This is a genomic window from Enterobacter cloacae complex sp. P12RS (assembly GCF_014895875.1).
In the GTDB taxonomy this organism is placed as follows: Bacteria; Pseudomonadota; Gammaproteobacteria; order Enterobacterales; family Enterobacteriaceae; genus Enterobacter; species Enterobacter bugandensis.
Window position 1 is genome coordinate 57,928 of the sequence record NZ_JADBQO010000007.1, and the last position, 14,003, is coordinate 71,930.

Here is a 14,003-nt window from a genome sequence, read left to right on the forward strand (position 1 = left end):
TACTTGATAGCGAAAAACGCCATATTATCGTGCCCTTTCAAAGAGTCCAGCCATCAGGAGAATCAGGTGAAAGAGACGTCCACCTGGGTAGAGCCCATCCCAACCCTTCCGGCGAGCGTAAAACCCATTGCCGCCATGCAGCAAAAACACTTCGGCGCCGTGCTGAACCCCACGCGCTGGTGGGGACGCATGCCGCGTCTGTTCTGGCTGGTCGCTTTGTTTGTGGGGTTTCTGGAGCGCAGAAAAGCGCGCCTGACGCCAGTGCTGCGCTCGCTGCTCATGACGCGCGTATCGCAGCTGTGCCACTGTGCGTTCTGTATTGACGCCAACAGCCTGCGCCTGGCCGAGCGCTGCGGCGCGCTGGATAAAGTCCAGGCCGTAAGCGGCTGGGCTGATTCTGACGTGTTCAGTGAACAGGAACGCGCGGCGCTGGCCTATGCGGAGGCGGTGACCGCCACGCCGCCCCGGGTGGATGAAGCAATCAAAACGGCGATGAAACGCCACTTTACGGATGATGCCATCACTGAAATAACGGCGCTCATTGCCTTTCAGAATCTCTCGGCCCGGTTTAATGCCGCGCTGGATATACCGGCACAGGGGCTGTGCGCCACGTTTAAAGGGAAGCCTGATGCTTGACCGTCACCTGCACCCGCGGGTAAAGCCCGCTCTGGACCGTCTGGTATCCGTGCTGGATAAGCCGGGCGTTACGCCCGACGGATTAACGCTTGCCGGGTTTGCCATCGGCCTGCTGGCGCTGCCGTTTCTGGCCCTCGGCTGGTATCCGGCGGCGCTGGCCGCCATCGTCCTGAACCGCCTGCTTGATGGTCTGGACGGCGCGCTGGCGCGTCGGAGAGGGCTGACGGATGCGGGAGGGTTTCTCGATATCGCCCTCGATTTTCTGTTCTATGCGCTGGTGCCGTTTGGTTTTGCGCTGGCTGCACCCGCAGAGAATGCGCTGGCTGCGGCCTGGCTGTTGTTTGCGTTTATCGGCACCGGCAGCAGTTTTCTCGCCTTTGCCGCGCTGGCGGCGAAGCACGATATCGACAACCCCGGCTATGCGCATAAGTCTTTTTACTATATCGGCGGGTTAACGGAAGGGACGGAGACCATCGCGCTGTTCGTGCTGTGCTGCCTGTTTCCGGCACAGTTTACGTTGTTCGCGTGGATATTCGGCGCGTTGTGCTGGCTGACCACCACAACGCGCATCTGGAGCGGCTACGTGACGCTGAAGTCACTCACCCGTTAGAGAGCACTCTCTGGTCCGCGCTCTCCGTCGGTGACCGGGTTCTGCGGGTGGCTGCTCCATTCGTACCAGCCGCCGTCATAGACGGCGATATTTTTCCAGCCCATCGCCCGGGCGTACATAAAGGTTTCGGACGCCCGCCAGCCGGTGCCGCAGTAAAACGCGACCTGCTGTTCCGGCAGAATATTCCAGCGCTTCCACTGGGCGGCGATGTCGTCAGCGCTGCGCATGGTGCCATCCGGGTTATGGAAATCCTCCATGTGGGTGGCATCGCTGCCCGCATGGCCCCAGCGGGCGCCGGCAATTTCACCTTTTGGCTTGATGTAGCTGTAGCCGCTGGTTTCGCCGATAAACTCCGGCCATGAACGAATGCTGACCAGGGAGGCATCCTGACGGTGCAGCATGCCGCGCGCCTGTTCCATATCCACCATCAGCTGCGGCTGGCCGGGGATCGGCGCGCCAAAATCAGGGGCAGGAGCCACTTTGCCGGGCGTACCGCGCTCAACCGGCAGACCGGCATCTGACCACGCCTTCCAGCCGCCATCGAGAAGGCGCACATCCTTCACGCCCGCGTAGAGCATGATCTGCGCCACGCGCGCGGCGGCGTAAACGTCGCGCCCGTACAGAATGACGGTGGTATCGTGACGGATCCCGTGCTTTGCCAGCATTGCTTTCAGCCTGTCGTCGGAGACTTTGTTCCACAGCGGCTCGCTTTCCACCTCGTTGGTGTCAATGTAGCCCGCGCCGGGAATGTGGTTAAGCAGGTAAAACTTCGGCGCGCCCCAGGCCGCCTCTATGACTTTCCATTCGCCCGCTGGCGCGGCGGTTACCGGCTTGCCCTGCTGAAGCCGGTGGATCCACTGCGGGTAGACCAGCTGTTCAAAGTGGGGCAGGCGCTGAAGGCGGTGGGGCGTCCGCAGAGCATCGCTGAGCAGCGAAACGTGGCGGTAACCAGCTTTCTCCAGACGGGCTTTCACCGCCTGGTTATCGTTCTCGTCGCCATACAGCGCGATGGACGTCGCAGGGGTAAGCTGATGCTGTTTTGCCCAAAGTGCAATCTGCTCGTCGCTCATGGCGCTAAGCCAGGCGGCTGCCAGGTTGAGCGCAGCGGGTTCGTGCCCGGAAGGACCGCTGAGGGTCTGCGGCCAGCCGTTATAGAAGGCGCTGGGGCGGGTGTCGATTGCCGCGCCGTGCTGCGCCTGAAGCTGAGACAGCGTCATCGCGTTGGCCATATCAGCAGCCTGAGAGGAAAAAGAGGCGAGGCCGCAGATCAGGGCCAGCGCGGTCAGTTGAGAAACACGTTTCATCGAATAACCTGACGTCAGTAAAAGAGGGGGGCATTGTCGTCTCTCCCGAAACGGAAAACATTGCGTTAGCACATTATTGCCAGCGAGAAATCTCCATCACCTTGCCGCCGGGCGGAATATCGTCCTCGTCATGGGTGACCAGCACCACCGGAATATTGCGCGCGCGGACGGCGTCAAATACCCATGCCCGGAACGTCGTGCGTAACGCTTTATCAAGGCGGCTGAACGGTTCGTCCAGCAGCAGCGCCTGCGGCTCTGCGAGCAGGGCGCGCAGCAGGCTCACCCGGGCGCGCTCTCCGCCGGAAAGGGTGGCCGGATCGCTGGCGTAATGACCGCCAAGCCCGGCAGAATCCAGCGCCTGCTCGACCGCTTCCCGCCGTGCGCGTCCCGCGATCCGCTCAGGCAAGGCCAGCAGCAAATTTTGCCCAACGCTGAAAGGGTCGAACAGCAGCGCGTCCTGAAAAAGAATCCCCAGACCGCGGGATTCGACGGGCAGACCGTCGCAGCGGCGTTCGCCGATCCACAGTTCGCCCCGCGCCTGAAAATCCTCTGACAACGCGCCGACCATCCAGGCAAAGAGGGTCGATTTGCCGCTGCCGGACGGCCCCATCAGGGTGACAATCTCCCCGCGGGGTACGCAAAAATTGACCTCGCGGAAAAGCGGTTCGATGGTGAGATCGTTGACCTTGAGCATTAGCGTAATCCTTGACGGTAGCGGCCCGCGAGCCGGGATAACAGCGCAGCAAGACCGAATACGACGCCCGTGACCAGCAGTAATCCCAGGGCACGGTTAGCGAGAACCGGGATGCTGCCTCCGCTGCTGAGCGCGACGGTCTCGGTGGTCAGCGTGGCGAAACGTCCCGCGCCAAGCCACAGGGTCGGCATATATTGGGCCATGCTGACGGAAAAGCCGGTGGCAAAGGCCAGCAGCGCAGGACGCACCAGCAGGGGACATTTCAGCAGGCAGAAAATTTTTGCCCGCCGCCAGCCGAGCGTTCTGGCGGTAAGGATAAGCCGGGGATCAATCCGCCGCCAGGCGGGCTGCAGCACCAGCAGCATCCACGGTAGCACCCACAGCAGATGGCTCCAGAGGACGGCGATAAAGCCTCCGTCGAGACCCAGATGCAAAGCAATCGCGTATTGCCCGGTGACGAGCGGCAGTGCCGGAAGGGCGAGCGGTAGCCACACCCACGCCGCGCCGCGCTGCGGCCCCCATTCCAGCCAGAGAAAAATGACGATCAGGGCGATAAGGCTCGAAAGCAGACCGAAGGAGAGGCTGGTTCCCACGGGACCTACGTCGTCCCGCTGCGCCAGCATCAACAGCACGGCGGCGCAAAGGAGGCCGCATGCGGGCAAAAAGCCGCTGAATGCGCGTTCAGGCAGGACGAGATGCAACCTGCGGCGCGTCCCGCTCAGGTCCGGAATCGCGCGACGCCAGACCTTCCACAGGCCGTACCCCAGCGCGGCAAGCGCGGCCAGCAAAAGAAGGAGCACCAGGCACAGCAGTGTCCCTTTCACCTGCTGCTGCGCGTCGCCCTGGCTCAGCCACTGCCAGGCCAGCACGGCCAGCGTGGGCGGGTTGCCGGGCCCAAGAACGATCGCTACGTCCACAACCGACAGCGACCACGCCAGCACCGCCAGCATCACCGCCCCGAGGACGGGCGCGATCGCCGGAAGGATCAGCCAGCTGAGCGTCTGAAAACGCCCGTAGCCAAAGGTTTGCAGGACGATCTTCTGCTGCGCGAGCCCTTTTTCCGGCAGCACGGCGTAAATGGCCCACAGCACGAATGCGCTCTCTTTGACCGCGAGCGTCAGGCCCAGCCCTACGCCGTAGCGGTCAAACGGCGGCGAACAGACGGTACAAACCTGATAAAACAGCCCGCCCTCGGCAAACAGCAGTAGCGCGCTGGTGGCGAAGGCCACGTGGGGGATCGCCAGCAGCCACGGCAGGCGCGTGCTGAGGCGCCGCCAGCGGGTGCCGGGCCAGAAAAGAGCCACGAGGGAAAGGGCGATAAACAAGGCCCCCAGCGTAGCGATAAGCGTTGAGACCAGCGTGGCAACGGCTGCCTGCGGCAGCTGAGGATCGTTTAGCAGCCGCTGCCAGTTCGTCACGGAAAAGGCCGGCGCGAACAGCACGGTGCCAGCGGGCAGGATCGGCAGATAAATCACCGTCATCGCCAGCCAGACAAGCCAGCCTAACGGGTGCCGTAACGACGCAGCCATTCCTGCTCCAGCGCGTTCACCCACGCGGACTGCGGCTCCGGGAGCACCTTCGGCAGCCCCTGAGGCGTGTGGGCCTGCAGCTGTTTCGCTTCACCTTCGGGCAGCGTTTTCGCATCCAGCACGCTCGGATCCCCCCAAATGGCCGGGTCGGCCTTGCGGATCTGCGCCTGCGGCGACAGCAGGAAATTGGCGACCACTTTCGCCCCCGCGCTCGCGCTGGCATTAGCCGGAATAGCTACAAAATGCACGTTGCCGAGCATCCCGTCCTGAAAACCAAAGCTGTAGCTGTCGGCAGGCAGTTCGCCGCTCGCCACTTTTTGCTGCGCATGCGCCGGGTTAAAGGTCAGCGACAGGTTCAGACTTCCGCTGGCGAGCAGGGCATCCATCCGGGCGGGTGAGGGAGGGAAGTCTTTTCCTTCACGCCACAGCAGCGGGTGCAGTTTATCGAGGTAGGCCCAGAGCGGCGCCGTAACCTGGGCAAACGTATCATCAGGCGCTTTTTGTAACGCCTCGGGATGCGCCGTAAGCGTCAGCAGCAGCTGCTCAAGAAAGGCCGTGCCGGTAAAATCCGGTGTGCGAGGATAGCTCACCTTGCCCGGGTGCTGCTGCGCGTACGCCAGCAGCGCCTGCGGATCCTCCGGCGGCATTGGCATGCTGGCTTTGCGGGCAATAAAAGTCAGCTGCGCGCCGCCCCACGGCGATTCCGCCCCGTCGGTTGGAATCGCAAAATCTTCCGTAACGGGTTTACGGGTATCGACATAGCGCCAGTTGGGCAGACTCTGCGCCCACCCGGTTTGCAGCAGGTTCGCCTCTTTTAGCGTGCGGAAGTTCTCGCCGTTCACCCACAGGAGGTCGACCGAGCCGTTGGTCTTACGCCCTGCGGCGGCTTCCGTCTGAATACGTTTGACCGCATCGGCGGCATCCGCCAGCGGGACGATTTTTAGGGTGATGGCATAGTGCGTTTGCATCTCACCGCTGACCCACTCAAGGTAGCGGTTAACCGCCGGATCGCCGCCCCAGGCGTTAAACCAGACGGTCTGGCCTTTGGCCTGCTGTTGAATAGCTTGCCAGCCGTCGGCGGCATAGAGGGGGGCTGCCAGCAGCAGACCGGTCAGAAACGTGCAAAAACGCACACGGCGCATAATGCCTCACTTTTTATCAGCAGGGAGATAGCGGGAAAACAGCCGGCGCGTAACCAGCGGTAATAACCCCAGTAGTGTAAAGGCGAATACCACGCCCGGCGACAAAATATCGCGCAGCGATGCCACTTTTCCCAGCTCCCGCCCGGCGTTCAGAAAGATAACCGTCGCGGGCAGCATGGCGAGCTGGCTGACCCACCAGTAGCGCCGGACCGTGATGCGGGTCAGCCCCATCAGTAAATTCACCAGGAAAAACGGGAACAGCGGCATCAGGCGCAGGGCAAAAAGATAGCCCGCGCCGTCGCGCGCCATGCCCGCATTTACCGTTGCCATCTGTCGGGCAAACCGCCGCTGCACCCAGTCGCGCAGCAGGTAACGGCTGGCGAGCATCGCCAGCGTGGCCCCGAGCGTGGAGGCAAACGAAACCAGCACGGTGCCTTCCCACAGCGTAAATAACGCCCCGCCCAGCAGGGTCAGAACCGCCGCGCCGGGTATCGAGAGAGCGGAAACCGCCACGTAAAGCGCAAAGAAGATCAGCGCGCTACGCAGCGGCGCGTGGTCGACATGGGAGAGTAGCGTCTGCTGGTGGGTTTTAATTCCTGCCAGAGAGAGCGTGTCAGGCGGCAGAATGACAAATGTCATAAGAAATGCGCCCAGAAGGGCGCACAGGAAGAGTGTTTTTCGTATGTTCACGCGCGATTACAGCTTGAATTTAGCCCACACCGGCGCGTGGTCCGACGGTTTTTCCATGCTGCGGATGTCGTAGTCGATCCCGGTTTCGATGCAGCGCTCCGCCAGCGGCGTACTCGCCAGCAGCAGATCGATACGCAGGCCGCGGTTGTCGTCAAAGCCCTTCGAGCGGTAGTCAAACCACGAGAAGCGATCCTGCGTTTCCGGGTTGGCATTGCGGAAGGTATCCACCAGGCCCCAGCCCAGCAGGCGCTCCATCCACTCACGCTCTTCCGGCAGGAAGGAGCATTTGCCGGTGCGCAGCCAGCGCTTGCGGTTCTCTTCGCCGATGCCGATATCCAGATCCGTCGGGCTGATGTTCATGTCGCCCATGATCAGCACCGGATTCTCTTTTTTCAGTTCGGTCGTCAAATAGTTCTGCAGATCCTGGTAAAACTTCGCTTTGGCCGGGAATTTTGTCTCGTGATCGCGGCTCTCACCCTGCGGGAAATAGCCGTTAATGACCGTAATATTCCCGAGCGCGGAGGGTACTTCCGCCATGATGATGCGGCGCTGGGCTTCTTCACCGTCGCCGGGGAAGCCGCGGCGCACGGAAACCGGCGTGTCTTTGGTGAGCAGCGCGACGCCATAGTGACCTTTCTGACCGTGGTAAAAGACGTTGTAGCCGAGTTTCGCCACCTCTTCGAGGGGGAACATGTCGTCGTGAACCTTGGTCTCCTGCAGGCCTATCACATCTGGCTGATGTTGCTCAACGATGGCTTCTAGCTGATGAGGGCGGGCGCGCAGGCCGTTGATATTAAAAGAGACAAATTTCATAGTCGCTGCCAGTGCAAGGTGAATAGTGCATGGATGGTAGCAGAATTTGCGTCAACTGTTACCGGGTTCGACCAATAACTGCGACAGATATTGCCGGTGGTGCAATATTTGCACCATTCTGACGCGCTTCGCCCTCAAACAGGGCGTAAAGGGCCGATAAATTTCGCGAGCGATCACAATTCCAGAATTATATTTGGCCTGTGCATACTCTTTCTGATTTTCATGCGGCAAAGCGCCGCTTGTCGTAAAAATATTCACTTTTTATGCACTAACAGTGAATAACTCCATATTGTAACCTATTGATATTCTGTTACCTCACCCCGTTTATGCATTTTTATCGCTGGCTGGCACGAAGGCTGCAATCTACATTCACAGTGCAAACACTCAATTATTTAACATTCAAATAACTTTTTATTTACCGGATGAGGTCGCTATGTCTCTGTCAATTACGCGTGAAAATTTCGATGAATGGATGATGCCGGTTTACGCTCCGGCGGCTTTTATTCCAGTTCGCGGGGAAGGCTCACGCCTGTGGGATCAGCAGGGTAAAGAGTATATCGACTTTGCCGGGGGGATTGCGGTGAATGCGCTGGGTCATGCCCACCCGGCGCTGCGTCAGGCGCTGAATGACCAGGCGGCGAAGTTCTGGCATACCGGCAACGGCTTTACCAACGAGCCCGCACTGCGCCTGGCGAAAAAGCTGATTGATGCGACCTTCGCTGAAAAAGTCTTTTTCTGTAACTCCGGCGCGGAAGCCAACGAAGCGGCGCTGAAGCTGGCGCGCAAATATGCCCACGACAATTTTGGGACGCACAAGAGCGGGATTGTGGCGTTTAAAAATGCTTTCCACGGGCGCACGCTCTTTACCGTGAGCGCGGGCGGCCAGCCTTCTTATTCGCAGGATTTCGCTCCGCTGCCGCCAGATATTCGCCACGGCATTTATAACGATCTGCAGTCCGCCAGCGAGCTGATTAACGACACCACCTGCGCGGTGATTGTCGAACCGATGCAGGGCGAGGGTGGCGTGCTTCCGGCGCAAAAGGCATTCCTGCAGGGGCTGCGCGAGCTGTGCGACCGTCACGACGCGGTCCTGATTTTCGACGAAGTGCAGACCGGCGTGGGCCGCACCGGCGAGCTGTATGCCTATATGCACTACGGCGTGACGCCGGACGTTCTCTCTACCGCCAAAGCGCTGGGCGGCGGCTTCCCGATTGGCGCGACGCTGACCACCGATAAATTCGCCAGCGTGATGACCGTGGGCACCCACGGCACCACCTACGGCGGCAACCCGCTGGCAACCGCCGTCGCCGGACAGGTTCTCGACATCATTAACACCCCTGAGGTGCTGAAGGGTGTTAAGCAGCGTCACGAGTGGTTCGTTGAGCGCCTGAACGCCATCAACGGCAAGCTTGGCCTGTTTAAAGAAATTCGCGGCCTGGGGCTGTTGATCGGCTGCGAACTCACGGCTGAGTTTGCCGGAAAAGCGAAGCTTATTTCACAGGAAGCGGCAAAAGCGGGCGTGATGGTGCTGATTGCCGGTGCCAACGTGGTGCGTTTTGCCCCTGCGCTGATCGTCAGCGAGGAAGAGGTGCAAACCGGTCTGGATCGTTTTGCGCTGGCGTGTGAGAAGGTGAAATCCGGGGTGTCATCATGATGGTCATCCGTCCCGTTGAGCGCGGCGATATTGCCGGGCTTATGCAGCTTGCCGGTAAGACGGGAGGCGGGCTGACCTCGCTTCCTGCCGATGAAAAAACGCTGTCGGCGCGCATTGAGCGCGCCCTGCAAACCTGGCAGGGGACGTTGCCAAAAAGCGAACAGGGTTACGTGTTCGTGCTGGAAGACACCGAAACGGGGAGCGTGGCCGGGATCTGCGCCATTGAAGTGGCCGTCGGGCTTAACGACCCGTGGTACAACTACCGCGTCGGCACCATGGTTCACGCCTCGAAAGAGCTGAACGTCTATAACGCGCTGCCCACGCTGTTTCTCTGTAATGACCACACGGGCGCCAGCGAGCTCTGCACGCTGTTCCTCGACCCAGCGTGGCGCAAAGAGGGCAACGGCTATCTGCTCTCCAAATCGCGCTTTATGTTTATGGCCGCTTTCCGCGATCGCTTTAACGAAAAAGTGGTGGCAGAGATGCGCGGCGTGATCGACGACAAAGGCTACTCGCCCTTCTGGGAGAGCCTGGGCGAGCGCTTCTTCTCGATGGAGTTCAGCCGGGCGGACTATCTCTGCGGCACCGGCCAGAAAGCGTTTATCGCGGAGCTGATGCCTAAACATCCTATCTATACCCATTTCTTAACACCGGAAGCGCAGGCGGTAATTGGCGAAGTGCATCCGCAAACCGCGCCTGCCCGCGCGGTGCTGGAGAAAGAGGGCTTCCGCTACCGTAACTATGTCGACATCTTTGACGGCGGGCCAACGCTTGAGTGCGATATCGACCGCGTGCGCGCCATCCGCAAAAGCCGCCTGGTTGAGGTATCCGAAGGCCAGCCCGCGCCGGGTGACTGGCCGGCATGCCTGGTAGCGAACGAAAATTACGCCAACTTCCGCGCCATGCTGGTGCGGACCAACCCGAAATGTGAACGTCTGGTGCTGACGGCTGCAGAGCTGGATGCCCTGAAATGTAACGCCGGCGATACGGTTCGCCTGGTGCGTCTCTGCCCTGAGGAGAAAACAGCATGACATTATGGATTAACGGTGACTGGGTAACGGGCGAAGGCGAACAGCGCGTAAAAACCAATCCAGTAGGAAAAGAGGTGCTGTGGAAGGGAAATGACGCCAGCGCCGCGCAGGTCGAGCAGGCCTGCCGTTCCGCACGACACGCGTTTCCCGCGTGGGCAAAACGGCCATTCGCCGAGCGGCAGGCGCTTATTGAAAAATTTGGCGGACTGCTGGAGGCCAACAAGGCCGAGCTGACGCGCATCATCGCGTCCGAAACCAGCAAACCGCGCTGGGAAGCGGCGACCGAAGTGACGGCGATGATCAATAAAATCGCTATTTCGGTTAAGGCGTACCACACCCGCACCGGCGAGCAGCATACTGAGATGCCGGAGGGCGCGGCCACGCTGCGCCACCGTCCGCACGGCGTGCTGGCGGTGTTTGGCCCGTATAACTTCCCTGGGCATCTGCCGAATGGTCACATTGTGCCCGCGCTGCTGGCGGGCAATACCGTCATCTTCAAACCGAGCGAGCTTACGCCGTTAACCGGCGAGGCGGTGGTGAAGCTGTGGGAGCAGGCCGGGATGCCGCCGGGCGTGCTGAACCTCGTGCAGGGCGGGAGGGAAACCGGTCAGGCGCTGAGCGCGCTGAGCGATATCGATGGCCTGCTGTTTACCGGCAGCGCCGGAACGGGCTATCAGCTGCACCGCCAGCTGGCGGGGCAGCCGGAGAAAATTCTGGCGCTGGAGATGGGCGGCAACAACCCGCTGATTGTCGAAGATCCTGATGATATCGACGCTGCGGTGCACCTGACGATCCAGTCCGCCTTTATTACCGCCGGACAGCGCTGCACCTGCGCCCGCCGCCTGCTGGTCAAGCGCGGCGCGCAGGGGGATGCCTTCCTGAAGCGTCTGGTAGAGGTGAGCGCGCGGCTGGTGCCTGCAGCGTGGGATGCCGATCCGCAGCCGTTTATCGGCGGGCTGATCTCCGAACAGGCCGCGCTGAACGTGCTCAACGCCTGGCAGGACCACGTAGCGCGCGGGGCGAAAACCCTGCTGGAGCCGAAGCAGGTTCAGCCGGGTACCTCGCTGCTGACGCCGGGCATCGTAGAGATGAGCGGTGCGAGCAGCGTGCCGGATGAAGAGGTGTTTGGCCCGCTGCTATGCGTCTGGCGTTACGACGATTTTGATGCGGCCATTGCGATGGCGAATAACACCCGCTACGGCCTGTCGAGCGGGCTGATATCGCCGCATCGCGAGAAGTTTGAACAACTGCTGCTGGAAGCGCGTGCCGGGATCGTGAACTGGAATAAACCGCTGACCGGGGCGGCGAGCACCGCACCGTTCGGCGGCGTGGGCGCCTCGGGCAACCATCGCGCCAGCGCCTGGTATGCCGCCGATTACTGCGCGTGGCCGATGGCGAGTCTGGAAACCCCGGCGCTGACGCTGCCGGCGACGCTTAATCCGGGGCTCGATTTTACGAAGGGAGAAGGCCATGAAAGCGCGTGAAGTCAACTTTGACGGGCTGGTGGGGCTGACGCACCACTATGCCGGTCTCTCCTTTGGTAATGAAGCCTCGACGAAGCACCGCTTTCAGGTCTCCAACCCGAAGCTGGCGGCGAAGCAGGGGCTGCTAAAAATGAAGGCGCTGGCGGATGCCGGCTTCCCGCAGGCGGTGATCCCGCCGCAGGAACGCCCTAACGTGGCGGTGCTGCGCCAGCTGGGATTTAGCGGTACGGACGAGCAGGTCGTCGAAAAAGCGGGTACGCAGACGCCGCATTTGCTCTCTGCGGCAAGCTCTGCCTCTTCAATGTGGGTGGCCAACGCGGCCACCGTCGCGCCGTCAGCCGATACGCTGGATGGTAAAGTCCATCTGACGGTGGCGAACCTGAATAATAAGTTTCATCGCGCCACCGAAGCGGACACCACCGAGCGCGTGCTGCGCGCTATTTTCAAGCATGACGCCCATTTTGAGATCCATCAGGCCCTGCCGCAGGTGGCGATGTTTGGCGACGAAGGCGCGGCCAACCATAACCGGCTGGGTGGCGATTACGGCGATCCCGCCGTGCAGCTGTTTATCTACGGGCGGGAAGAGGGCGGCCACGCCGCGCCAACCCGTTATCCAGCGCGTCAGACGCTCGCGGCCAGCCAGGCGGTTGCGCGCCTGAACCAGGTCAATCCTTCCCAGGTGATTTTTGCCCAGCAGAACCCGCACGTGATCGACCAGGGCGTGTTCCATAACGACGTGATTGCCGTGTCCAACCGCCAGGTGCTGTTCTGCCATGAGCAGGCCTTTGCCCATCAGGATAAGCTGCTCGCCACGCTGCACGAACGCGTGCCCGGCTTTATGCCGATCCAGGTGCCAACGCAGGCGGTCAGCGTGCAGGACGCGGTCGAAACCTATCTGTTCAACAGCCAGCTGCTGAGCCGCGATGACGGCAGCATGATGCTGGTGCTGCCGCAGGAGTCCCGGGATCATCGGGGTGTGTGGCGCTACCTCACCGAACTGGTGAAGGCCGATAACCCGATTGACGAGCTGCGCGTGTTTGACCTGCGCGAAAGCATGGCTAACGGCGGTGGTCCCGCCTGTCTGCGCCTGCGGGTCGTGTTAACGCCAAATGAAATACAGGCCGTTAACCCGGCAGTCATGATGAATGAGACGCTCTTTAACGCCCTGAACGACTGGGTGGACCGCTACTATCGCGACCGGTTGACGCAGGCCGATCTGGTTGACCCGCAGCTGCTGCGCGAAGGGCGCGAGGCGCTGGACGCATTATCGTCAATCCTGCAGCTGGGCTCGGTTTACCCGTTCCAGCGCTAAAGGAGTGGATATGGAAAATTTACTGGCGCTGACCCTGGCCGATGAAACGCCGGACCAGAGTGAGGGGGAAGGCCCCTCATTCCGCTGGCGGTGGCTGGGGCGCGGGGTGCTTGAGCTGACGCCGAAGGCCAGCAGCGTGTTATCGCTGCTGCTTTCCACGGGGATCCACGGGAATGAAACCGCACCCGTTGAGATCGTCGATGGGCTGCTGCGCGCGCTGTATCGCGGCGAGATCGCCCTTGCGTGCCGCGTGCTGGTGGTGCTTGGCAATCCGCCTGCGCTGGCGCAAAACAAACGGTACCTGGTCAGCGACATTAACCGCATGTTCGGCGGTCGCTGGTCGCAGTTTCCGCAGAGTGACGAAACGGCGCGCGCGCAGTGGTTGGAGAATGTCGTGACGACGTTTTTTGCCGCGGCGGGACCGGCGCGCTGGCATCTGGATCTGCATACGGCGATCCGCGCCTCTTACCATGTCAGATTCGGCGTTCTGCCGCAGCGCAATCAGCCGTGGGATGAAGCGTTTCTGAGCTGGCTGGGGGATGCCGGGCTGGAGGCGCTGGTGTTTCATCAGTCGCCGGGCGGGACCTTTACTCACTTCACTTGCGAACGGTTTGGCACGCTGTCCTGTACGCTGGAGCTGGGAAAAGCGCTACCGTTCGGACAGAACGATCTCAAGCGCTTTGCGCCAACGGAGCTCGCGCTTCGGGCGCTGCTCGGTGGGACGGCTACCGAGCACGCACACCAGCCCGTTGAGCGGTACCGGGTCGTTCAGCAGATCACCCGCCGCAGCGAGGCTTTCCAGCTTCACATGGCCGCGCACACCCTGAACTTCACACCGTTTCGCAAAGGGGCTCTACTGGCGGAAGATGGCGAAGAGCGTTACGAGGTGCAGAAAACCACCGAATATGTGCTGTTCCCCAACCCCTCCGTAGCGTTTGGCCTGCGGGCCGGTCTGATGCTGGAAAAACTCACCTGAACCTTTCCCCTCTCACCATCCGGGAGGGGAAGCAAAAATGTTTTCTTAGCGATTAAAGCGCTCTGATTTCTTTTACGGAATATTCCTGGCGAATTGCTTTATTATTCACCGTCACTTCGTTATACTTC

The 14,003-nt window shown here is 61.0% G+C and carries 13 protein-coding genes; 7 read left to right on the forward strand and 6 right to left on the reverse strand.

What is annotated here, in order from left to right; genetic code table 11:
- Positions 1-66 precede the first annotated feature (66 nt).
- Both IM284_RS03200 and IM284_RS03205 read left to right on the forward strand, forming a co-directional pair.
- On the forward strand, positions 67-636 hold the full coding sequence (locus IM284_RS03200) for a carboxymuconolactone decarboxylase family protein (RefSeq protein ID WP_047368340.1): 570 nt from the start codon (positions 67-69) through the stop codon (positions 634-636).
- Positions 629-1,246 (forward strand): CDP-alcohol phosphatidyltransferase family protein, encoded by a 618-nt coding sequence (locus tag IM284_RS03205; protein WP_045261600.1) that lies wholly within the window; start codon positions 629-631, stop codon positions 1,244-1,246. Before IM284_RS03200 ends, IM284_RS03205 begins: the two co-directional genes overlap by 8 nt.
- Here the strand turns inward: IM284_RS03205 and IM284_RS03210 are convergent.
- The 6 genes from IM284_RS03210 to xthA all read right to left on the reverse strand — a co-directional run bounded on the left by IM284_RS03210 (position 1,243) and on the right by xthA (position 7,418).
- Complete coding sequence (locus IM284_RS03210) at positions 1,243-2,550, reverse strand: sulfurtransferase (protein ID WP_047368341.1); 1,308 nt, start codon at positions 2,548-2,550, stop codon at positions 1,243-1,245. The genes IM284_RS03205 and IM284_RS03210 overlap by 4 nt on opposite strands.
- Positions 2,551-2,623: 73 nt before the next feature.
- Positions 2,624-3,244: an ATP-binding cassette domain-containing protein gene (locus IM284_RS03215; RefSeq protein WP_047368342.1), complete on the reverse strand. Its 621-nt coding sequence runs from the start codon at positions 3,242-3,244 to the stop codon at positions 2,624-2,626.
- Complete coding sequence (locus tag IM284_RS03220; RefSeq protein ID WP_045261597.1) at positions 3,244-4,773, reverse strand: thiamine ABC transporter permease; 1,530 nt, start codon at positions 4,771-4,773, stop codon at positions 3,244-3,246. Before IM284_RS03220 ends, IM284_RS03215 begins: the two co-directional genes overlap by 1 nt.
- Complete coding sequence (locus IM284_RS03225) at positions 4,746-5,906, reverse strand: ABC transporter substrate-binding protein (protein WP_370552114.1); 1,161 nt, start codon at positions 5,904-5,906, stop codon at positions 4,746-4,748. Before IM284_RS03225 ends, IM284_RS03220 begins: the two co-directional genes overlap by 28 nt.
- Positions 5,907-5,921: 15 nt before the next feature.
- Positions 5,922-6,605 carry a TVP38/TMEM64 family protein gene (locus IM284_RS03230; protein WP_028012788.1) on the reverse strand — a complete coding sequence of 228 codons (684 nt, stop codon included), beginning with the start codon at positions 6,603-6,605 and terminating at the stop codon, positions 5,922-5,924.
- A gap of 6 nt (positions 6,606-6,611) precedes the next feature.
- Positions 6,612-7,418: an exodeoxyribonuclease III gene (gene xthA, locus IM284_RS03235; protein WP_032644863.1), complete on the reverse strand. Its 807-nt coding sequence runs from the start codon at positions 7,416-7,418 to the stop codon at positions 6,612-6,614.
- A gap of 433 nt (positions 7,419-7,851) precedes the next feature.
- Between xthA and IM284_RS03240 the strand changes: the two genes are divergently transcribed.
- From IM284_RS03240 to astE, 5 genes are read left to right on the forward strand one after another with little or no spacing between them, the layout of a single operon-like run.
- The gene (locus tag IM284_RS03240) at positions 7,852-9,072 is read left to right on the forward strand and encodes an aspartate aminotransferase family protein (RefSeq protein WP_047368344.1); all 1,221 of its coding nucleotides are present in this window, start codon (positions 7,852-7,854) and stop codon (positions 9,070-9,072) included.
- A complete protein-coding gene (astA, locus tag IM284_RS03245; RefSeq protein ID WP_041910463.1) occupies positions 9,069-10,103 on the forward strand; it encodes an arginine N-succinyltransferase in 1,035 nt (344 codons plus the stop codon). Before IM284_RS03240 ends, astA begins: the two co-directional genes overlap by 4 nt.
- Positions 10,100-11,587, forward strand: a complete 1,488-nt coding sequence (gene astD, locus IM284_RS03250; protein WP_047368345.1) for a succinylglutamate-semialdehyde dehydrogenase — start codon at positions 10,100-10,102, stop codon at positions 11,585-11,587. The genes astA and astD overlap by 4 nt, the downstream gene beginning before the upstream one ends.
- Positions 11,574-12,899 carry an N-succinylarginine dihydrolase gene (gene astB, locus IM284_RS03255; protein WP_047368346.1) on the forward strand — a complete coding sequence of 442 codons (1,326 nt, stop codon included), beginning with the start codon at positions 11,574-11,576 and terminating at the stop codon, positions 12,897-12,899. The genes astD and astB overlap by 14 nt, the downstream gene beginning before the upstream one ends.
- Before the next feature lie 10 nt (positions 12,900-12,909).
- Positions 12,910-13,875, forward strand: a complete 966-nt coding sequence (gene astE, locus IM284_RS03260; protein WP_047368347.1) for a succinylglutamate desuccinylase — start codon at positions 12,910-12,912, stop codon at positions 13,873-13,875.
- Positions 13,876-14,003 lie beyond the last annotated feature (128 nt).

What these genes read in the sequence shown, in the direction of transcription:
- IM284_RS03215 (WP_047368342.1), bottom strand. Translation starts at nt 3,244, where the DNA reads ATGCTCAAGGTCAACGATCTCACCATCGAACCGCTTTTCCGCGAGGTC.
- IM284_RS03240 (WP_047368344.1), top strand. Translation starts at nt 7,852, where the DNA reads ATGTCTCTGTCAATTACGCGTGAAAATTTCGATGAATGGATGATGCCG.
- astE (WP_047368347.1), top strand. Translation starts at nt 12,910, where the DNA reads ATGGAAAATTTACTGGCGCTGACCCTGGCCGATGAAACGCCGGACCAG.
- IM284_RS03205 (WP_045261600.1), top strand. Translation starts at nt 629, where the DNA reads ATGCTTGACCGTCACCTGCACCCGCGGGTAAAGCCCGCTCTGGACCGT.
- IM284_RS03210 (WP_047368341.1), bottom strand. Translation starts at nt 2,550, where the DNA reads ATGAAACGTGTTTCTCAACTGACCGCGCTGGCCCTGATCTGCGGCCTC.
- xthA (WP_032644863.1), bottom strand. Translation starts at nt 7,418, where the DNA reads ATGAAATTTGTCTCTTTTAATATCAACGGCCTGCGCGCCCGCCCTCAT.
- IM284_RS03220 (WP_045261597.1), bottom strand. Translation starts at nt 4,773, where the DNA reads ATGGCTGCGTCGTTACGGCACCCGTTAGGCTGGCTTGTCTGGCTGGCG.
- astD (WP_047368345.1), top strand. Translation starts at nt 10,100, where the DNA reads ATGACATTATGGATTAACGGTGACTGGGTAACGGGCGAAGGCGAACAG.
- astA (WP_041910463.1), top strand. Translation starts at nt 9,069, where the DNA reads ATGATGGTCATCCGTCCCGTTGAGCGCGGCGATATTGCCGGGCTTATG.
- astB (WP_047368346.1), top strand. Translation starts at nt 11,574, where the DNA reads ATGAAAGCGCGTGAAGTCAACTTTGACGGGCTGGTGGGGCTGACGCAC.